Origin of the sequence: Bartonella sp. AP40SXNS, from assembly GCF_042195825.1 — a bacterium.
In the GTDB taxonomy this organism is placed as follows: Bacteria; Pseudomonadota; Alphaproteobacteria; order Rhizobiales; family Rhizobiaceae; genus Bartonella.
Map to the genome: position 1 here is coordinate 112,491 of NZ_JBHIPB010000004.1, position 20,940 is coordinate 133,430.

General features: G+C 34.9%; 13 protein-coding genes and 1 pseudogene. 4 read left to right on the forward strand and 10 right to left on the reverse strand.

Going from position 1 to position 20,940, the window contains the following annotated elements; translation table 11 throughout:
* From sufD to ACFILZ_RS04570, 4 genes are all read right to left on the reverse strand, one after another.
* Window positions 1–1,263, reverse strand: a complete 1,263-nt coding sequence (sufD, locus tag ACFILZ_RS04555; protein ID WP_375608371.1) for a Fe-S cluster assembly protein SufD — start codon at window positions 1,261–1,263, stop codon at window positions 1–3.
* Between the two features lie 11 nt (window positions 1,264–1,274).
* Window positions 1,275–2,030, reverse strand: coding sequence for a Fe-S cluster assembly ATPase SufC (gene sufC / locus ACFILZ_RS04560; protein WP_375606924.1), 756 nt, complete (start codon window positions 2,028–2,030; stop codon window positions 1,275–1,277).
* 159 nt (window positions 2,031–2,189) lie between these two features.
* Window positions 2,190–3,701: a Fe-S cluster assembly protein SufB gene (gene sufB / locus ACFILZ_RS04565; RefSeq protein WP_375606857.1), complete on the reverse strand. Its 1,512-nt coding sequence runs from the start codon at window positions 3,699–3,701 to the stop codon at window positions 2,190–2,192.
* A gap of 139 nt (window positions 3,702–3,840) precedes the next feature.
* Complete coding sequence (locus tag ACFILZ_RS04570; protein WP_375610357.1) at window positions 3,841–5,016, reverse strand: cysteine desulfurase family protein; 1,176 nt, start codon at window positions 5,014–5,016, stop codon at window positions 3,841–3,843.
* 160 nt (window positions 5,017–5,176) lie between these two features.
* On the opposite strand from ACFILZ_RS04570, the gene ACFILZ_RS04575 reads away from it, so the two are divergent.
* From ACFILZ_RS04575 to ACFILZ_RS04585, 3 genes are all read left to right on the forward strand, one after another.
* Entirely contained in the window at window positions 5,177–5,857 is a 681-nt protein-coding gene (locus tag ACFILZ_RS04575; RefSeq protein ID WP_375610356.1) for an alpha/beta hydrolase, read from the forward strand.
* Between the two features lie 320 nt (window positions 5,858–6,177).
* On the forward strand, window positions 6,178–7,431 hold the full coding sequence (gene tyrS / locus ACFILZ_RS04580; RefSeq protein ID WP_375610355.1) for a tyrosine--tRNA ligase: 1,254 nt from the start codon (window positions 6,178–6,180) through the stop codon (window positions 7,429–7,431).
* A 213-nt stretch (window positions 7,432–7,644) separates the two neighbouring features.
* The gene (locus ACFILZ_RS04585) at window positions 7,645–8,130 is read left to right on the forward strand and encodes a peroxiredoxin (protein ID WP_375610354.1); all 486 of its coding nucleotides are present in this window, start codon (window positions 7,645–7,647) and stop codon (window positions 8,128–8,130) included.
* A gap of 209 nt (window positions 8,131–8,339) precedes the next feature.
* Here the strand turns inward: ACFILZ_RS04585 and ACFILZ_RS04590 are convergent.
* The 4 genes and pseudogenes from ACFILZ_RS04590 to ACFILZ_RS04605 form a co-directional block, all read right to left on the reverse strand.
* A pseudogene (locus ACFILZ_RS04590) lies at window positions 8,340–8,768 on the reverse strand (integrase); the annotation flags it as partial.
* A gap of 462 nt (window positions 8,769–9,230) precedes the next feature.
* Window positions 9,231–10,359, reverse strand: a protein-coding gene (gene prfB, locus ACFILZ_RS04595; protein ID WP_375606852.1) for a peptide chain release factor 2 whose coding sequence is annotated in 2 segments (ribosomal slippage) — window positions 9,231–10,289 and window positions 10,291–10,359 — 1,128 coding nt in all. Because the reading frame shifts where the segments join, the coding sequence is not laid out codon by codon here.
* A gap of 167 nt (window positions 10,360–10,526) precedes the next feature.
* Window positions 10,527–12,992 (reverse strand): penicillin-binding protein 1A, encoded by a 2,466-nt coding sequence (locus tag ACFILZ_RS04600; protein WP_375610353.1) that lies wholly within the window; start codon window positions 12,990–12,992, stop codon window positions 10,527–10,529.
* A gap of 170 nt (window positions 12,993–13,162) precedes the next feature.
* Entirely contained in the window at window positions 13,163–14,392 is a 1,230-nt protein-coding gene (locus ACFILZ_RS04605) for an N-acetylmuramoyl-L-alanine amidase (protein WP_375606850.1), read from the reverse strand.
* A gap of 606 nt (window positions 14,393–14,998) precedes the next feature.
* Here ACFILZ_RS04605 and ACFILZ_RS04610 point away from each other — a divergent pair.
* The gene (locus tag ACFILZ_RS04610; protein WP_375606849.1) at window positions 14,999–17,629 is read left to right on the forward strand and encodes an Rne/Rng family ribonuclease; all 2,631 of its coding nucleotides are present in this window, start codon (window positions 14,999–15,001) and stop codon (window positions 17,627–17,629) included.
* 89 nt (window positions 17,630–17,718) lie between these two features.
* On the opposite strand, the gene ACFILZ_RS04615 is transcribed toward ACFILZ_RS04610, so the two are convergent.
* Together ACFILZ_RS04615 and ACFILZ_RS04620 are read right to left on the reverse strand one after the other, a co-directional pair.
* Window positions 17,719–18,330: an invasion associated locus B family protein gene (locus ACFILZ_RS04615; protein ID WP_375610352.1), complete on the reverse strand. Its 612-nt coding sequence runs from the start codon at window positions 18,328–18,330 to the stop codon at window positions 17,719–17,721.
* A 1,619-nt stretch (window positions 18,331–19,949) separates the two neighbouring features.
* Window positions 19,950–20,789, reverse strand: a complete 840-nt coding sequence (locus ACFILZ_RS04620; RefSeq protein ID WP_375610351.1) for a hypothetical protein — start codon at window positions 20,787–20,789, stop codon at window positions 19,950–19,952.
* Window positions 20,790–20,940: the final 151 nt, after the last annotated feature.

Below are 20,940 nucleotides of genomic sequence, written 5' to 3' on the forward strand. Positions count from 1 at the left end.
TTAAACATTTTTTTCAAGCCATTTACCAATGATATTCTCCAAAATAATCTGAATATTATCTTGCTTGATGTCATCAATAAGCTCAGAGATAAATCCTTTAATTAAAAGTGCACGAGCCGTTTTAAATGGAATACCGCGCGCCATGAGATAAAAAAGATAATCATGATTAATATTAGCAACTGTTGCACCATGACCGCATGCAACATCATCAGCAAAAATCTCTAATTCAGGCTTTGCATTAAATTCTGCATCATCTGAAAGAATAAGGCTATTACAAGCCATGCGTGCATCTGTTTTTTGCGCTTTTTGAGAAACACGTATTATTCCTTGGAAAACACCAACAGCCTTATCTGTAACCACATTGCGTATAATTTCGGTTGATGTTGATTTTTCTTCCACGTGACGAACAGTCATTGTAAGATCACTATGTGTTTGTCCTGATAATAAATTTATGACGCGTAATTGAAAGTCAGATTCTTCTCCCTGTAATTCAATATCGATTTCTTGGCGATTTAATTGACTCCCTATATTAATGACATAAAGTGATAACTTCGCTCTTTGATCAAGAACAGCACAAAATCGACCAAATTGTGTAGAATTAAAATCACGATTGCGAATGAGAATCCACGTAACATCACTATCAGCAGCAACATTTAATGAAAATATTGAACTGACAAAGGTATCTTTATCATTGCCAACCTGATGTTCAATAAACATAACTTGACTATTTTTATCAACTTTTATATCCGAAAAAATATGAGATTGTCCCCCCATTTGTATATTTTGTAACTCAATGGGGATATTTAACTTTGTATTTTCAGGGATGTGAAAAAGCCAACCATCTGTAACAAAAGCTGTATTTAACTGTCCAATAAAATCTTCATCAGAAATGTTTTGATTTATCTGTACAGAATTATCTTCTAATGCGTCTGAAAGGCGTTTTACTGCAATATTGTCTATCTTTGACTCTATCGATGTTTTTCCATTGTTTATGGAGAAAACAGCACTTTCTGAAAGCAATGCATCAACCAATTGATTGTCTTGAACTTTTGAAAAATTGCTAATAGACTTCAGTAAGGTACGCAGATTGGTATAATGCCAACTTTCGATTTTACGGGAAGGAAGCCGTGTCGTTTGAAACTGCTCAATAGTTTTCTTGCGGATTTCCTGTACAGCTTTATCACCAGGTAAGTGGTTTACATACTGATTAAAATTACTGAGTATATTTTCTTCAACCGCTAACAAGTTTTGCTGTGCATTCATATTTAATAACCTCAAACCGCTTCCCTAATAAGATCAGCATACCCATTTTGCTCTAAATAAAGTGCTAAGGATTTATCACCGCTTTTGATAATTTGTCCTTTATAAAGAACATGTACCGTATCAGGAATAATATAATTAAGCAGCCGTTGATAATGGGTAATCACCAAAAATGAACGTTTTGAATCGCGAAGTTTATTAACACCATCTGCAACAATTTTTAGTGCATCAATATCTAAACCAGAATCCGTTTCATCTAAAATGCAAAGTGTAGGTTCAAGAAGTGCCATTTGTAAAATTTCAGCGCGTTTTTTTTCTCCACCTGAAAAACCTACATTTAATGGACGCTTTAGCATATCCATATCTATTTCAAGTTTGGCTGAAACTTCTTTAACACATTTTATAAATTCAGGAATTTTAAGTTCTTCGTCACCTCGCGCTTTGCGTTGAGAATTCATCGCAACTTTTAAAAATTCCATTGTTGCTACCCCTGGTATTTCCATTGGATATTGAAATGCAAGAAAAACACCATATGCAGCACGTTCTGCTGGATCCATTTCTAAAAGTGATTGTCCATTATAGAGAATATCTCCTTCTGTTATTTGATAATCATCACGACCAGCAAGCAAATAAGATAAAGTTGATTTTCCGGCTCCATTTTGTCCCATGATAGCGGCAACTTCTCCGTCTTGAACTGTCAAGTTTAAACCACGAATAATTTCTGTATCGGTTTCAGCAATACGGGCGTGCAAATTTTTGATCTCTAACATCATTTAATCCTGTTTTGGCTGTTTTTCAGATATCAATGCGTATTATTTTACCTTAGCATCCATCTACTTTTGTAATTACCATAGAGGTCATTTTTAGCATTATGTGCTACCGTTACAGCCTTGTTACATAAAGTCTTCTATTTATCTCATTAAATAAAATTATCCAACACTACCTTCAAGGCTAATACCAATAAGCTTTTGCGCTTCGACAGCAAATTCCATGGGAAGTTTTTGAATGACCTCTTTTACAAAACCATTTACAATTAATGCGATAGCTTCTTCTTCAGGAATTCCTCTTTGCATAACATAAAAAAGTTGGTCATCGGAAATTTTTGATGTTGTGGCTTCATGTTCAAACTGAGCTGTTGCATTTTTTGCTTCAATATAAGGAACTGTATGCGCACCACAATCATTCCCGATTAACAAACTATCACATTGCGTAAAGTTACGCGCATTTTGTGCTTTTCTATGCGCTGTAACTTGTCCTCGATACGTGTTATTTGAAAAACCAGCAGAAATGCCTTTGGAAATAATACGACTGGATGTATTTTTTCCTAAATGAATCATTTTTGTACCGGAATCAATTTGTTGATGACCGTTTGCAACAGCAATAGAATAAAATTCTCCACGCGCGTTCTCACCGCGCAGTAAGCAGGATGGATATTTCCAAGTAATCGCAGAACCGGTCTCAACTTGTGTCCATGAAATCTTAGAGTTATCACCTCGACAATCTCCACGCTTCGTCACAAAATTATAAATACCGCCCTTTCCATCTTTATCGCCAGGATACCAGTTTTGTACTGTAGAATATTTAATCTCTGCATTTTCAAGCGCAATAAGCTCAACAACAGCAGCATGAAGTTGGTTTTCATCACGTTGGGGTGCTGTACACCCTTCAAGATAAGAAACATAGGAATCTTCAGCGGCGATAATCAATGTTCGTTCAAATTGGCCAGTGTTGCGTTCATTAATCCTAAAATAAGTTGAAAGCTCCATAGGACAACGAACCCCTTTGGGAATATAAACAAATGAACCATCTGTAAAGACAGCTGCATTTAAAGCCGCATAATAATTATCACTTATAGGTACAACTGTTCCTAAATATTCTTTAATAAGCTCAGAATGTTCAATAATCGCCTCTGAAATAGAACAAAAAATCACACCAGCACGTGCCAGCTCTTTTTTGAATGTTGTTACAACAGAAACAGAATCAAAGACTGCATCAACAGCCACCTGCCCCGATACAGACATACTGTCATCAAAAGTGGAGGGATCAGACTGTTTTCTTACTCCTGCCAAAATCTCTTGTTCTTTAAGAGGAATGCCAAGTTTTTCGTACGTTGCTAATAACTCAGGATCCACTTCATCCAAAGATTTTGGTCCTGTATGATTTTTTGGAGCAGCATAATAATAAAGCTCCTGAAAATCAATTTTAGGATATTCAAGACGCGCCCAATGAGGCTCTTGCATTGTCAGCCAACGGCGGTAAGCTTTTAAGCGCCATGTTAGCATCCATTCAGGCTCATTTTTTTTAACGGAAATAAATTTGATAATATCCTCATTTAAGCCTTTTGGAGCTTTATCGGTTTCAATATTGGTTTCAAAACCATATTTATATTGGTCAACATCTATTTCACGTACTTGGCGTATCGTTTCTTGTACTGCCGGCATAAATTTTCTCCATTTTTTGGCGTCAAAAACCGGTAACTAAAGTCTTGTTTTTTACAAGATTAAAGTAAGCAAGTTATCTCCTAGGCTATAGGTAAAGTGCAAAAATTTCAATCAAACTTATTTTATTTTTAAAATAATTCTAATTTTTATAACTTTCTGATGATAAATCTTCTCCTTTTTTCCTGCTTATAATTTGAGAAAAAAACGACAGAAAATCATCAATATCTTCAGAAGTTGTACCACGCCCTAGCGAAATGCGAATGGCACCATTTGGAACATGATACCCCATTGCCTCCAACACTTTGCTTTGTTTTACTTTTCCCGAAGAACAGGCAGAGCCAGCTGATACAGAAAACCCTTCTAAATCAAAAGCAATTTGCATCGTTTCAGCTTTTATATTTTTCACGGTAAAGTAAGTTGTATTTGGCAAACGTTGAACTCTTTTGCCAAAAATTTCAACATTTTTACTTACTTTTTGTAGTCCATCTTCTAATTTATTGCGTAAATATATTAACTGTTTTATTTCTTCCTGTGTGAAACAATCAGCCATTGCTGCCCCAAAAGCAGCAATAAGGGGCAATGCTTCTGTTCCTCCACGGAGACCTTTTTCTTGTCCTCCCCCAATAATAAGAGGGTGTGGCATGAGAAGATTACCACATGAAACAAAAGCACCGATTCCTTTAGGACCACCAACTTTATGGGCAGACAGTATAAAAAAGTCTCCCCCTAGCTGATGAATATCAACAAAATTTTTATCTACATATTGTGTCAAATCAACAACAAGAGTGCCTCCTAAATCGCGAATAACAGCAGCTATTTCTTTTAATGGTTGAACAACACCAGTTTCACTATTTGCAGCTTGAATAGCAACAAGAGGTAAACCTTTTGTTTTATCGTGAGCCGCTAAGAGTGATGTTAATTTATCTTGTTGAATGAGCCCATCTTGATCAACAGCAATGACGCTTATCAACTCTTTAGAAAAACGTCCTCCCTCTGCAACAGAGGGATGTTCAGTCGCTCCAAGGTAAAGATGAGAAAATTTAACTTTTGCTTTCCCAATATTGTAAAAGGGTGTTAACAAAGTCATTGCAGCTTCACTCGCACCAGAGGTAAATATCACATGATCTGGATCTGTTTTAAGATTTTCAGCGATTTGCCGACGGGCCTTTTGCAACAAAGTTTTAGCCGCACGCCCTTCCTTATGAACCGATGATGGATTACCAAATATCTCTAAAGATTCTAGTAGCGCCATCCGTGCCACTTTTTTGAGTGGTGTTGTTGCGTTATGATCAAAATATCGGCGTTTTATAACCATTTTACATCGCAATCATTAATCTTATGAATTGATTAAAAAAATAGCGCAATTTTCTTGAAAAGTGCACTAAAAAAAGAATATCTAATAATTATTTAAGAGATTCTATGGTAAAAGTCGACCAGGGTCAAAGAGAGCCTTTTATTGCATTAAGGAGCATTTTATGCCAGAAATTATTTTTAACGGTCCTGCGGGTCGGCTCGAAGGGCGTTATCAACCTTCACAACAAAAAAATGCACCCATTGCGATCATTTTGCATCCTCATCCCCAATTTGGTGGAACTATGAATCATAAAATTGTCTATGACCTCTTTTATATGTTCCAACAACGTGGCTTTACAACTTTACGTTTTAACTTTCGTGGTATTGGTCGTAGTCAGGGTGAATTTGATTATGGAATAGGAGAACTTTCAGATGCTGCTGCTGCTCTGGATTGGGTGCAAACACAACATCCAGACTCTAAAAATTGTTGGGTAGCAGGATACTCATTTGGAGCATGGATTGGTATGCAGCTTTTAATGCGCCGACCGGAAATTGAGGGATTTATCTCAGTTGCTCCTCAGCCTAATGTTTATGACTTTTCATTTCTTGCACCTTGTCCATCTTCTGGACTTATCATTCATGGCGGTATCGATAAAGTTGCCCCTCCAAAAGATGTTCAAATACTTGTCGATAAATTAAAAACACAAAAAGGTATCATCATCACACAAGAAATATTGGAAGAGGCTAATCACTTTTTCAGTGGATGTCATGAAGAACTTATTGAGCGATGTGCCCACTATTTGGATAACCATATCTCCAATGAACTTCTCGCTCCTCCTTCTGAAATACTTTCACTAACTTAGGAAAATACGATAGATTTATAAAAAATTAGCAAAAATCGTCCCTGATCATAACAAAGTATTTTTTCAGTCTATATTAAAACTTTTCTAAATTTTATTTCAGGATAGAAATGAGAGTAACAGAATACCTTTTTTCTATTACTAAGAAGGCTCTTTTTTAGCGTAAAAAAGAAATAATACCTGTGTTATTATCTTTATACTACCAATATGTCTCTTTCTCTTGTGAGGTGTGCGTCAGTTATGATAGATAACACATTAATAACTTATTATATAATCGCCTGTTATATACAATAAATGCACTCTTAAATTAGGAAATTAAATCTGTGTTTGCCTTTAAATCTGATTTTTTACATATTATGAGCGAACGTGGTTTTATCCACCAAATTTCAGATGAAAAAGGCTTAGATGATCTTTTTTCAAAAGAAACTGTAAGCGCTTATACTGGATTTGATCCAACAGCATCGAGTTTACATGCTGGAAGTCTTCTTCAGATTATGATGCTTTATTGGTTACAAAAAACGGGTCATCGCCCCATTGCTTTAATGGGTGGAGGGACCGGATTGATTGGTGATCCTTCCTTCAAAGACGAAGCACGACGCCTTCTGACACAAGATGATATTGCTGCAAATATTGATGGTATTAAAAAGGTATTTGCTAACTATTTGACATTCGGTGACCGAGAAACCGATGCTTGTATTGTGAATAATGCTGAATGGTTATGCAATTTAAACTACTTAGAATTTTTGCGTGATGTAGGAAAGCATTTTTCTGTCAACCGTATGTTGTCATTTGATTCTGTCAGACTCAGACTTGAGCGTGAGCACTCTTTGTCATTCTTAGAGTTTAATTATATGATTCTGCAAGCTTATGACTTTGTTGAACTTTATAAACGTTATGGGTTGCGTATGCAAATGGGCGGCTCTGATCAGTGGGGCAACATTATTAACGGAATTGAATTAGGGCATCGTTTAGGAACACCGCAATTATATGCGTTAACATCACCATTGCTGACAACCTCTTCCGGTGCCAAAATGGGTAAATCATTGAATGGGGCTGTATGGCTGAATGCGGATAAGCTTTCACCTTATCAATTTTGGCAATACTGGCGCAATACAGAAGATGCTGATGTAACACGATTTCTAAAGCTCTATACTCCATTACCGATGGATGAGATTCTTAAACTTTCTCTATTACAAGGAACTGAAATTAACGAAGCAAAAAAAATTCTTGCAACAGAAGTTACAGCAATGTTGCATGGACGCGCTCTTGCCGATGAAGCTGCAGAAACGGCTCGCAAAACGTTTGAAGAAAAAACTCTGGGAGAAAATCTTCCAACTGTTGAAATTAATTCCTCAAAATTAAAAAAAGGTGTTGGATTGCTCACTCTTTTAGTACAAGCAGGACTTGCTAAATCTAATAGTGAGGCACGCCGACACGTTCAAGGTGGGGGCGTACGTGTTAATGATCAAATAATAAAGGATGAAACACACCTTATTATTGAAAAAGATGTGACAGCAGAAGGAATCATTAAACTTTCTTTCGGAAAGAAAAAACATATTTTGATCAAACCGCTATAATCTATTGATGTCTCATTCATTCTATATTTATATCCATGATATTGATCTTTCTTACGCTTTCTTCCCTCATTTTTTAATTTAATTCTTATGACAGAATAATTTTATATGATGGCGAAAAAGTCTTTAAAATAATTCTATTTTAGAGAGTTGAAACTTTATTCCTTCTCTGTATGCTAGTGATTGATCTTTGCGCTTAAAAAGAAAGATAAAAAAATGATAAACTCAATGAAAGGTACTCTTGCTCCTGATTTTAATTTACCACGCGATGGAGGAGAGACAGTGCGTCTTTCTGACTTTAAAGGAAAAACTGTTGTTTTATATTTCTATCCCAAAGATGATACCAGTGGGTGCACAAGCGAAGCGCTTGACTTTACACAATTAAAGACGAAATTTGATGAAATTGGTGTTGTTGTTATTGGAATCTCTCCAGATAATGTAAAAAAACATGATAAATTTAAAGTAAAACATGAACTTGATGTTATCTTGGTTTCTGATGAAGAAAAAAGAACCCTTGAAGCTTATGGTGTTTGGGTGGAGAAAAGTATGTATGGACGCAAATATATGGGTGTTGAACGGAGCACTTTTTTAATTGATGCACATGGAATAATAACAGAAGAATGGCGCAAAGTAAGTGTATCTGGACATGCTGAGAATGTTTTAGCTGCTGCAACACTTTTACATCGTAATGGTGACTTGTAAAGAGAATGCTTGATTTATCTTAAAAAGCAAAAGTTTTCCTTCCCAATTGGTATTAATTTTTCCAATGGTTTCAATTTTTATAATATATTGCTTTATAAGAACAACTGATTATTCTACATTTAAATTATCCTCCTGAATATCGTAAATTTTTCTCATTTCGGATTCTTCTTATTTTGAATGAATCAAAATCAATTCACTTGCATCCGTCATAGTGCAGCAGCATGTTTGGGACAACGATTGAAACGGAATGAGAGCTTTGTAAGCAGCGCCAGCTTTTGTATGCCAAATAAGAGCAAGATATTGTGTATCTCTGTTTGTGTAATCTCTGAAACGGAAATACAGCCTAATTGTGGGAGAATTAAAGCCGTAAAGATAAAAACCATTTGCCATCTTTGCCATCATTCTTTAATTCGGTTTTACGACTTTCAAAAGTCTCTAGAGCAATATCTTTTAAATAATGGAGATTGCTTATTGTCTCACGCTTTTGTTTATTGCGTTCTTTAATAGGATCACGCCCCTCACGTAAAACAGAAGCGCCATTAGGGTGCACATTCACAAGCTTGTTTTAAAGAGACATCTGTCTCCCAAGTCCATTTCACGTCGACACCTCGTGAATGATATAACGATAAGTCTCCCATGAAATAATAAAAAGTCCATTGAGCACCCCCATCTTTACGCTTGTGAAGAAACAAGCCGGCACCATCACACACTTGCCAGCTCGTAGGTGTTTGAGGATAGCCCCTAGTACTTAAGATAGTTCATAAGAGCCATTTTTAATCCTTTCTTCTATAATTTTTATCCATACACTCACCCCGTTTGTTATGTGCAAGTAGTGATTTTGATTGATTCAACATAAACAAGTTTGAAATGAAAGAATCTTACGATATGCGGGATTCTCATTCAATATGCAAAACAGTGAATTATCATTATAAATCCATGCGTTTATATAGCAGGATTGGCGTGTGAGAAAAAACTTGAAGAAAGGAAAAAAGAGAATACCTCTTTGAACCTCTCAAGTATCAAGAGCTACCGTAAATCACAACCTCAGTAAAATGAATAACTTAAGAAACAAATTTGCATCCTTGAAGGATGATATATAATTAATTAATATCTTCAATTTCTTTATCTTGTCCATAAATGCGTCGAGCAAGCGCTGCTTCTATAAATACATCTAAGTTACCATTAAGTACAGATTGTGGATCAGTATTTTCAATTCCTGTACGCAAATCTTTGACAAGCTGATAGGGTTGAAGAACATAAGATCTAATTTGATGTCCCCATCCGATTTCTGTTTTAGAAGATTCAGCAGCATTGGTTTCTTCTTCTCTTTTTTTAAGCTCTTCTTCATAAAGCCGTGCACGCAACATCGACCAAGCCGTAGCGCGATTTTTATGTTGAGAACGCTCTGTTTGACATTGAACAACAATACCCGTTTTTATATGTGTGATGCGAACGGCAGAATCTGTCGTATTAACATGTTGCCCTCCTGCTCCTGATGCACGATATGTATCAATCCGCACATCTGCCTCTGAAACATCAACCTCAATATTATCATCAATAACCGGATAAACCCAAATGCTTGCAAAAGAGGTATGGCGCTTTGCATTCGAATCAAACGGGGAAATCCGCACTAAGCGATGAACGCCTGATTCTGTTTTTAACATTCCATAAGCATTATGCCCTTTTACAAGAATAGTCGCTGACTTTATTCCTGCTTCTTCTCCATCATGAATTTCTAAAACTTCAACCTTCATTGCATGCTGTTCAGCCCAGCGCATATACATGCGTAAGAGCATAGAAGCCCAATCTTGGCTCTCAGTTCCCCCTGCCCCAGCATGAACTTCTAAATAGGTATCATTTGGATCCGCCTCTCCTGAAAGAAGCACATCAATTTGCTTTTTATCTATCTCACTTTTAAGATTACGTATTGAATTTTCTGCTTCAGCGATAATTTCAACATCACTTTCTTCTTCGCCCATCGCGATAAGCTCAATGCATTCTTCAAGAGTTTTTGTAAATGATAAAAGGCCATTAATTGAATCATCAAGACGTTGACGCTCACGCATCATATCCTGTGCTCGTTGCGCATCATCCCATAAGGATGGATCTTCCGCTTTTTGATTAAGATATTCGAGACGTTTTAGTGATTGATCCCAGTCAAAGATGCCCCCTTAGCAATTGAATTGCTTTCTGGATTTCATCAACTAATGTTTCTATTTCTGCTCGCATAATTTAACACCGTATTTTTTAATACTCTTTCTGGTTATGTCTCTTAGCATTTTATACAAATTTAAAAGCAGCTATCAGAAAATGGTAGGGTTTTATCATTCTATTTACGGAACCGACATTGTAAAAAATAGATAAAAACCATAACTCATGGCAAAAAAATTTATCGATTAATACAGCCCACCCGTCCCACTTTCAAGAGCTTTATTGACTTGTGGAGAAGTGGTTACTGCAGGAACACCTTCTTGAAAAGAATTCGTACTCCCAATGACTTGATAGATATCAGCAGGACCTGTCCCTGGTTTAAATGCTTCTATAATGACATCTTGATCTCCTCTTTCGGCAAGCATTCCTGTTTTTCGATTAATTGGCATTAAAATCATACCCTTGGGCATCTTAAAGGGAACATCTGGCTTCCCTTTAAGAGCATCTACCATAAAATCACCAAAAATAGGTGCAGCTAATGAACTTCCTGTTCCATTATATCCTAACGGAGCTGGTTGATCATAACCGACAAAAATACCAACGACAATGTCAGGAGTAAATCCCATAAACCAGACATCCTTAGAGTCATTGGTTGTTCCTGTTTTAGCGGCAATATGTCGATTAAGATAACGTAAACGTGCCGCAGTACCACGCTGAACAACCCCTTCCATCATCGATGTAATTTGATAAGCCGTCATAGGGTCAAGAACTTGATCTCGCTCATCAATCAATGTGGGCTCACTTTGATTATTCCATGAATTCGTATTACAATTTTCGCAAATACGATCATCATGACGATAAATTGTCTTCCCATAACGATCTTGAATTCTGTCTATCAGAGAAGGTTTAATAGAGCGTCCGCCATTGGCAATAACGGAATAAGCTGTAACCATCCGTAATACTGTTGTTTCACCAGCCCCTAAAGCCATGGGAAGATAAGGCTGCAATTTATCTACAACCCCAAAACGTTCTGCATATTCAGCGACAAGAGGCATTCCCATATCATTGGCAAGCCGTATTGTCATAAGATTACGAGAATGCTCAATACCGTAACGCAACGTTGAAGGTCCTGCAAAGGTACCACCATAATTTTTGGGTTGCCAAACTTCACCATTATATTGACGAACTTCTATGGGGCCATCTAAAACAACGGATGCTGGTGTATATCCGTTATCAAGAGCTGCTGCATAAACAAAAGGCTTAAAAGCAGACCCCGGTTGGCGGTAAGCTTGGGTTGCACGATTGAATTCAGATTCGGCAAAAGAAAATCCTCCCACCATAGCAAGAACACGCCCTGTATGAGGTTCCATAGCAACAATTGCACCTTCAACCTTTGGAATTTGTTGTAAACGATAAGTGTTGTTTGTATTGGATAGTTTTTCAACAAAAATGACATCCCCAACTTGCAGAACATGAGATAAGTTCTGAACAGTTTTTCGATAACCATTTTCTTTTACAACATGGAGAGCCCATTTTGAATCAGCTTCAGATAAAACAGCAATTTCCCGTTTTGGGGATAATATACCTGAAGCTTCGTGCTGTGGCTGTAAACCAATCTCTACTTTGTTGGGATTAGTAGAAAGAACAACAGCTAAACGCCATTCAGGAACATCACTTAGCCCTGTGATATTTGCAAGTTCTGTCCCCCAATCACCTTTCTCATCAATATGCGCATAAGCTCCACGCCATCCTTGCGCATGATCAAATCTAATTAATCCATTGTGCAAAGCACGTCGTGCAATAAGTTGTAAATGCGGATCAAGCGTTGTACGAATGGAAAGCCCACCTTCATAAAGTGTTTTAGCCCCATAGCGATGTATTAAACGACGCCGCACTTCTTCAGTAAAATAATCAGCCGCAAAAACATAGCTATCACTCCCACGTATTGTCGCTCCTAAAGGTTTAGCTTTCGCTTTTTCACCTTGTTCACGCGTTACATATCCATTTGCAATCATACGGTCTATAACCCAATTACGCCGTTCAATAGCACGTTGTGTATTCTTAAATGGATCATAATTTGCTGGTCCTTTTGGAAGAGCAGCCAAATAAGCACATTGTTCTAACGTCAGATCATTAACGGATTTATTAAAATAAGTCAAAGAAGCTGCTGCTATACCATAAGTGCCACGACCCAGATAAATTTCATTGAGGTAAAGCTCGAGAATATGATCTTTTGAATAAGTTTTCTCAATACGCATTGCTAAAATAGCTTCCTTAAATTTACGTTCTAACGTTGTTTCTGAACTTAAAAGGAAGTTTTTAGCGACTTGTTGCGTTATAGTTGATGCACCCTCTGGACGTCTTCCAGAACCAATATTACGAATATTATTGATCAAAGCGCGAGAAAGCCCTTCGGGATCTAAACCAAAATGATGATAAAAATTCTTGTCTTCAGCCGAAACAAAAGCATCTATAACAAGCTTTGGTATTGATTGAATCGGCAAATAAAGACGGTGTTTTGTTGCAAACTCTGCCATAAGACGACCATCAGAAGCATGGACGCGGGTCATTACTGGCGGCTCATAAAGTGAAAGAACTTCATAATCAGGAAGCGCATTTGCTTGACCACTGGTCATAACACCCCACATTATTGCACCACAAAGTCCAATAGCAACAAAAAAACGAAGAAGATATCTTAAAAAAATCATCATAAAAACGGCTATCGCTTTCTTAAGAATTAATCAAAGAAAAAATACGTTATACTTCAAACACACCAAGTGGATAACACCACAAGATTGAGATCAAGAGAAATTGTTTTCTATCTTTTATTTATACTAGGGTACACTAGAAGCCCCTATTGATACTCTATTTTCTCACAAATTTAAAGAGGCTGTATCATTTTCTGCCTATAATCAGCAAATTGACGAATAGAATGAGCAATAGAGGCTGCCATTTGTTTTCTCCAATGAGGATCATTTAATAACTTTTCGTCCTCTTTATTGGATAAATAACCTATCTCTATCAAGACTGAGGGTATATCTGAAGCTCTTAAAACTTGAAAATTAGCGTACCGATGTGGGTTATTAATCAAGTTAATATGATTCTTTGATAAACTTGAAATAACACTATTTGCAAAATTAACCGAAAATGTATGTGTTTCACGTCGTGTAAGATCCATCAAAATATCTGTAACTTCGAGCGTTTCATCTGCAGGCAAACCATCAAGCAAATCAACTTTATTTTCATTTTCAGCTAAAGATTTTGCAATGGCATCAGAGGCTTTGTCTGATATGGTATACACTGTGGCACCGCGAAGAGAATGTAGATCAATCGTATCCGCGTGAATAGATATAAAAAGATCAGCATCAAACTCTTGCGCTTTTTTAACTCTTTCACTTAGTCTTAAAAAAATATTGGAATCTCGTGTTAAAGCAACGGTAATATGAGAATCCTTTTGTAATTCGTCTCGCAATGCACGCGCAAAGTCTAAAGTCACATCTTTTTCTAAAATTCCAGTAACACCCCGTGCACCACCATCAATACCACCATGACCAGGATCAAGAACAACACGGAAATTATATGCTGGCATTAACTGTGTTTTTGTATCAAAATTGCTTCTTTGCTGTTTTTTTAATATCTCATCAAATTTTTCTTGTGTACTTTTACGAATATCAATCAGCAACTGCCATAAACCATTATTTAATTTTTTTACGACATTTTTTTCAACCACAAAAGCCGTTTTACTTGTCAAAATAATGCGTGAAGTCTGTATGTCAGAGAAAGCATAACGCACATCTGAAAGCATAACGGATAATGTATTCCGTTTCTTTAAAGGCGTATTTTGCATCGAAAAGTCAATTGTAGGTAAATTGATAACCAAACGTGCGGGCCTGTCCAAAATCTGTAAACGAACATTTGGTTTTGAATTAAAAACCGCAATAATACGCGTATGAACACTATCACCAATGGTTCGAAAATTAATAAGTCTCAGAGGATCTGCGGCTTGAACACTAGTTTGGAGTAGCAAAAAAGATAATAAAAAGTATGTGACGAGCACAATAACATCCCCATAAGCTGTTTTCAGCTTTTTGGTAAAAAAAACTTTTATCATAAGCAAAATACTCTACATTACCTTTGTAATAATTTATCTTGGTTACATAAAACGATACACCAATTTATCTCCATTTTTCAATAAAAGCTAAATAAACACCTCAAAATGGAATTAAGGTCATAAAGATATTATAATTATACATGATTTACATTGTTACTTGCCAAATTTACATTGTTACTTGCCAAACGCATGATATCAACATAAAAGAATATTTATGCTTCCTAGCTGATAATAGTCATCTAAATTATCTACAACTCATATTAAGTTGTCTTTAGGGGTTTTTTGTCTATTATGCGTTGAGACTTTTTTATGGATGAAAAATTTCTATGTTGTAACATTAGGATTGCATTACTTAAGATTCGTTGGTTCGGATATCCGAACTGTTTTAAAGATTATTTTACCGGAGACTTTTAAGAAATATGAGTCATAAAAAACAGATGGAAATAATGATGAGAAATGGTGTAAATGCAGTCATGCCTTTGCACGTGGTGTTCCGTCCTGTTTTTCTGGTACCTCCCTTTTATGGCAGACAGCCTTTTATGTTTACGAATAGTTATAGCATTCGTTTGAATAAAATTGTGCATGTCGCCTTCAGGATATTAACTTATGTCAAACAAAATGCTTATAGATGCCTCCCATCCGGAGGAAACACGTGTTGTTGTTGTTCACGGCAACAAAATTGAAGAACTTGATTTTGAATCAGAACATAGAAAACAGCTCAAGGGGAATATTTATCTCGCACGTATTACGCGTGTAGAACCGTCTCTCCAAGCAGCTTTTGTTGAATATGGTGGAAACCGACATGGTTTTTTAACATTTTCTGAAATTCATCCTGATTATTATCAAATTCCTATTGCTGATCGCCTTGCTCTTCTTGAAGAAGAAGAAAAAGAAGCTGTAGGAGAAAATTCTATAGATACCTTTACGGAAGAAGCAACTAAAAATAAAAAACGCTCCAGAAGAACAAAAAAAAGTGAAAAAAACAATGTTATAGCAGCCGATATTGAAAATGATATCACATCTGAAGCGACAATAATTGATAATACAGAAGAAGCATTAAATGCCAATATCTCTTATGATGAGATTGAAATGGTCGGTGCTGAGGACATCCGTGAAGAGCTCCCGATTTATCAAAGAAAACAAGGACGCCAGTATAAAATTCAAGAAGTCATTAAACGACGTCAAATTTTGTTGGTACAAGTTATCAAAGAAGAGCGTGGTAATAAAGGTGCTGCCCTTACAACATATCTATCTCTAGCTGGTCGTTACTCTGTTCTAATGCCCAACACAGCACGTGGTGGTGGTATTTCACGAAAAATTACGAACGTACAAGACCGTAAGCGTCTTAAAGAAATCGTAAAAGAATTAGCCGTTCCAAAAGGTATGGGAGTTATCTTACGAACCGCTGGTGCCAATAGAACAAAAGCTGAAATTAAACGTGATTATGAATATCTTATGCGGTTATGGGATACTATTCGCACTTTGACACTCGAGTCAACGGCGCCATGCCTTGTCCATGAAGAAAGCAATCTCATCAAGCGTTCTATACGAGATCTTTACAATAAGAACATTAGTGAAATTCTTGTATCTGGAGACCAAGGATATCGTGAAGCGAAAGACTTTATGCGTATGCTCATGCCAAGTCATGCAAAAGTTGTGCAACCTTACCGTGATCCTACGCCCATTTTTGCAAGAAATAATATTGAAATTCAACTTGATAAAATGTTGCAACCACAAGTTTCTTTAAAATCTGGTGGTTATCTTGTTATTAATCAAACAGAAGCACTTGTTGCTATTGACGTAAATTCTGGCCGCTCTACAAAAGAATTCTCTGTCGAAAAGACAGCCTTACAAACTAACCTTGAAGCTGCTGAAGAAGTCGCGCGTCAATTACGCTTGCGTGACCTTGCTGGTTTAATTGTGATTGATTTTATCGATATGCTTGAAGAACGTAATGTGAAGCTTGTCGAAAAAAAATTAAAAGATTGTTTAAAAAACGATCGTGCTCGTATTCAAGTTGGTCATATTTCACACTTCGGCCTTTTAGAAATGAGTCGTCAACGTATTCGCATATCGGTTTTAGAAAGTACGACACAGCCATGCCCACATTGCGCAGGAACAGGAACTATACGTTCTGAATCATCAATTGCGTTACATGTCATGCGCTCAATTGAAGAATATCTTCTTCATAATTCGCAACATAATATTATCGTGCGCACTCCCGTAGCAACTGCGCTTTATGTATTAAATCATAAACGCAATATTCTTGTTAATTTAGAAGCTCGCTTTAAACTTAATATTAGTATTGAAGCAGATGATAGTATTGGAACACAACATCTTGTTATTTCTAAAGGCTCAATAGCAGAGAGAATTTCTCAATCTTCATTGGAAGGTGATAATAAGCAAGAAATTGAAGATTCTGTTTTCATAAAGAGTGAATCTATTGAAAATCCATCTCCCATTGAAACAAACCAAAAGCGTCGGCGCAAAAATCGTCACGGTGAAATTACTGATCATTCTCTCTCCAACGTTCATAAAAAAGAAGATACCTTGAATGATGATTCTTATCATCGAGGACGTCGTCGAGGACGTCGTGGTGGTCGACGCAATCAAGATAATAGTTTTCATCAGATTCGCGTTCCTTATGCAGAACCAGTGGGAGATTTTGCTAAGCAAGCTTTAGCAGAAATTAAAGCAGCGCATCGCAAACGTCGTGTTTCATCTGCTAAATCTTTTGAACTTGAAGAAACAAAAAATAATACACAAGCTCTAGGTATACAACAACAGAGTGAATCTGAAAAAAATGATACAAGTATTAAACCTAAAAAACGTAAAACACGTTCTTCAAAAGTAATAGAAAATCAACTTTCTTTAGAGAATGATCAAAATATTGCAGAACAAAAATCTCTTGAAGAAAAACCTACAACCAGTTCGGTGCGTAAAACTAAAACAAAAAAAGCAGACAAATCTATTCATGAGGTAGAAGATAAAGCTCTTGAAAAGAGTAAAAAATCAACACGTGGAACACGTAAAAAATCATCTTCTAAAGAGACAACGCAAGTACAAAAAATATTAGAGCAAGAAACTGTAATCGAGATGGAGGAAATTATCGAAACCTCTCCTTCCCAAATTGAAGAAACAATTAATCAACCCGTTGTTATTTCATCAACGCCTAATGATTCTTCCAAAACTGAACGTATTGGTTGGTGGAAACGCAGAATTCTTTCGAAAAATTAAGGATTTTAAAAAACCGCCACAGAAAACTGTGGCGGTTCAAATAAACAATTATAGAAAACGTTTTGACCAAATTTTATGGTGTGGTTTTATTACTTTTGTTTTGCTTTTTCTTGCTCAGCACGCATACGCTCTTCAATTTCTTTTTGTTTTGATTGAATAGCTTGCTGCAGCTTTATTTGTTCTTGTTGAAAATCTTTTTCTTCCATACCAGGACCGGTATAGGCTGCTGTAAATCCATTCAGAGAAAATTCAATAGGATTAGCTGAACCACGGAAATTAACTGTGGTTACAACCATTTTTGTACCACTTTTCATAGCTGCTATAAGCTTATCATCTAAAACATCATTGGCAATACAACTTGGTCCATTACAAATCACATAAGGGATTTTTTTAGAGAAATCATCACCAATTTTAATATGAACACCTTCTGGCAAAAAACGACCTGTCGGCACTTGAATGCCTATACGTTTTTCATTTTGCTTCCCTTTTATTTCAACAAGATTAAAAGCCGTTAAAGGTTGTCCCGTATTCGATAATACAGTATTCATTGTATTACAAATATCAACATCATGCTGCTTACTGCAAACTTTGTACCAACCTTGTGATAAAGTTTGCGCATTTGCAGAAATACCAGCTATAAGAAAAAGGGCAGCGGCTCCAACTAATACTGAAACAGCAGAATAAACATTTTTATGCGACATGATTAAGTTAATCCTTTCAACGCGCTTTTAAGTAACTTCAAAAAAATATTAAATATAATTCCAACTTAATTTATTAACTTATAATGAAATAACAATTAATTTTACTATTTTTACTTCAATATAAAAAAAAAAGTCAAATTTAGAGAAAAAATACGACGAGCCATTCTAATTTTATACACTCATATCATTTCCCCTCTTCATCACATTGGTATTTGATGCAATCTATCCATAAAACACCTCTGTGCATTTAAACTAAGATTACACAAACGAATCAATATTGCAATATTAATTAAAATAAACTCTAATACTACTCTAAAAAACTTACTAATTAAACTTTTTACATTTATTACTCTTCGTGTTAAGCTCATAGAACCTTAGAAACAGGTGTTGCAATGCATGAAGCTCCAAAATATCAGATAAATTTTACTGTTTTCCTTATGTGCCTTGTATGATACACAAAAACAAAATCATCTATGATATTATTGAAACATTTGATGAATTAAACCACTGATTGTCTAAAATTTCTGCCCTTGTTTACAAAACAATGGTGATACGTTTTTGTAATAAAAAATTTTATATTCTATAGCGTTTAACTAAACAGTTTAGTTTAAAAATACGCTACTAAAGAAGCGCTTTTTCTTAATTAAACAACACATTTTCTTAGAGAAAAAATCTATGACTGCTGAAAATATTTTATTTATAATAAACTTCCTTAAAATATAATAACATATTAATTTATAATAATAATTTATCTTTTTTCTATATTGTGCGAAAGATCCTAATAGCGCGAATCTCTCTTATTATTGAATCAATAAAATTTCTCCACTTGTACATCATAAGCGGAATTAGTTTTATAGATAAAACTACTAAACAAAAGAATAAAAATACCCCCTATGAATTATTTTACGTGCCCAAAGCCATAATAAATTTATGCTCATATATTAAACACCCATTATTGTACCTCTGTACAAATATCATCTCTCAGCTTTACAACGTGAATAAAAATATAGCTTTTATCAATTTATTTTAAGTTATTTCTCAAATAAAAGAAGCTGCTAAATTGTAAATTCTTTTCATCTTTCACAACATCAAAGATATAAATCGTTAATGATTTAAGTTTTTAAAAAAATGAATTCAAAATATCATTTTGTTTCTGTATATAACACAACTTAGAGCTATAAATATTTCTCTTATCGTATCAATGAAACAAGATTTATGATATGAGATGTATCGTCATTAAAATAATTAATCAGATAAAAATAAAAAACTACAAACACAAAAAATTATGCATAAAAAGAAAACATAAAAAAGATATATGAGTTTATTATTTAATATATATAATAAATATTATATGATAATAACAATATATAATATCTTATATACATAAAATTACTTTATTATAAATTAATATTAAAAACAAAAAAATAAAATATATTTTACTAACATATTTTAAATATTATTTATTATATAATCTTAATTTATCTGTATTTATATGAGAAAATTTTTAATTGGATATTCTTATGGCATTATTTTTTATGAATTTTCTAAATTATACTGTTAAGAAAAATTAAGTATTTTTCTATTTTGAATATAATTCAACATAAATCAAACAATACTTTTTAATTGAATAATTCTTTAACATGAGAACGCATACGATCTATAATATTCTTTTTCTTGTTTGGCAGCATTATATTATGTACTTCTTTAATGGTTCTACAAAGCTCAGGTGCATTTTTAACAAACAAATTATCTTTTGTAAGACTATTTTTTATATCGTCAAATATTTGTTTTTCATAACTATAAGAGCCATCTGTTAGTAATTCTTTAATATCCCTGACTAAACTAGGACTTATTGAATTATTTGCGCCTTTAGCCCAACTAAAATCTTTATCTTTCCAATCAAAATCTTTGCGCAAAATAGCACCTATATCACTCTGCAATATATCCGCTAACGTGTTGCAAGCAATAATAAACATGAGATAATTTTTCATTATCTCATCATCACCTCCACTTTTCTCATTCATTCCCCATTCATTAAATATTTGAGTTTTTTTTAAATAATCTTTTGTTTTAATCAACTTTTCTTCATACTCCCCTACTTCGTACTCTCTCGCTATATGTATTCTAAAGATAATTTTTTGTTTTTTTTCAGCTAGATCCTGTAATTTCGAACCAAGATTATAATATTCATTCTTCAGAGTTTTCAGTTTTTTGTATAGCTTATTCCGTTCCTGCAAACGCTCATAGTACTCTGCTTTAGAAATATTTTTTTCCCAAATGTTCAAATGAGACATACTTTCTTCAATAAATTGTATGCTCTCTTTAATATTCTTTCTTTTGTTTTTTAAATGTTGGTATTGTTCATCAGAAGATAACTCAGCGTGAGCGTTTTTTACGCCATATATCAAAGTGAGTAATAAAAAAACGATAGTTAGACACTTTTGTAATGAAGAAAGCATGTTATCTTTACCAAATTTTTTCTTTCTAAAAAATTTACAGAAGCTTATTAGCTTATTATATGATAAGTGCTATTTATTGGAGTTAAACAATCTAATCTATTTTCTTAATTATATCAATACGTGTATAATAAAAACCAAATAAATATATAAA

Excerpts from the sequence above, each read along its gene's own strand:
- ACFILZ_RS04615 (WP_375610352.1), bottom strand. The coding sequence starts at position 18,330 with ATGTCGCATAAAAATGTTTATTCTGCTGTTTCAGTATTAGTTGGAGCC.
- ACFILZ_RS04585 (WP_375610354.1), top strand. The coding sequence starts at position 7,645 with ATGATAAACTCAATGAAAGGTACTCTTGCTCCTGATTTTAATTTACCA.
- ACFILZ_RS04620 (WP_375610351.1), bottom strand. The coding sequence starts at position 20,789 with ATGCTTTCTTCATTACAAAAGTGTCTAACTATCGTTTTTTTATTACTC.
- ACFILZ_RS04570 (WP_375610357.1), bottom strand. The coding sequence starts at position 5,016 with ATGGTTATAAAACGCCGATATTTTGATCATAACGCAACAACACCACTC.
- ACFILZ_RS04600 (WP_375610353.1), bottom strand. The coding sequence starts at position 12,992 with ATGATGATTTTTTTAAGATATCTTCTTCGTTTTTTTGTTGCTATTGGA.
- sufC (WP_375606924.1), bottom strand. The coding sequence starts at position 2,030 with ATGTTAGAGATCAAAAATTTGCACGCCCGTATTGCTGAAACCGATACA.
- ACFILZ_RS04575 (WP_375610356.1), top strand. The coding sequence starts at position 5,177 with ATGCCAGAAATTATTTTTAACGGTCCTGCGGGTCGGCTCGAAGGGCGT.
- sufD (WP_375608371.1), bottom strand. The coding sequence starts at position 1,263 with ATGAATGCACAGCAAAACTTGTTAGCGGTTGAAGAAAATATACTCAGT.
- sufB (WP_375606857.1), bottom strand. The coding sequence starts at position 3,701 with ATGCCGGCAGTACAAGAAACGATACGCCAAGTACGTGAAATAGATGTT.
- ACFILZ_RS04605 (WP_375606850.1), bottom strand. The coding sequence starts at position 14,392 with ATGATAAAAGTTTTTTTTACCAAAAAGCTGAAAACAGCTTATGGGGAT.
- ACFILZ_RS04610 (WP_375606849.1), top strand. The coding sequence starts at position 14,999 with ATGTCAAACAAAATGCTTATAGATGCCTCCCATCCGGAGGAAACACGT.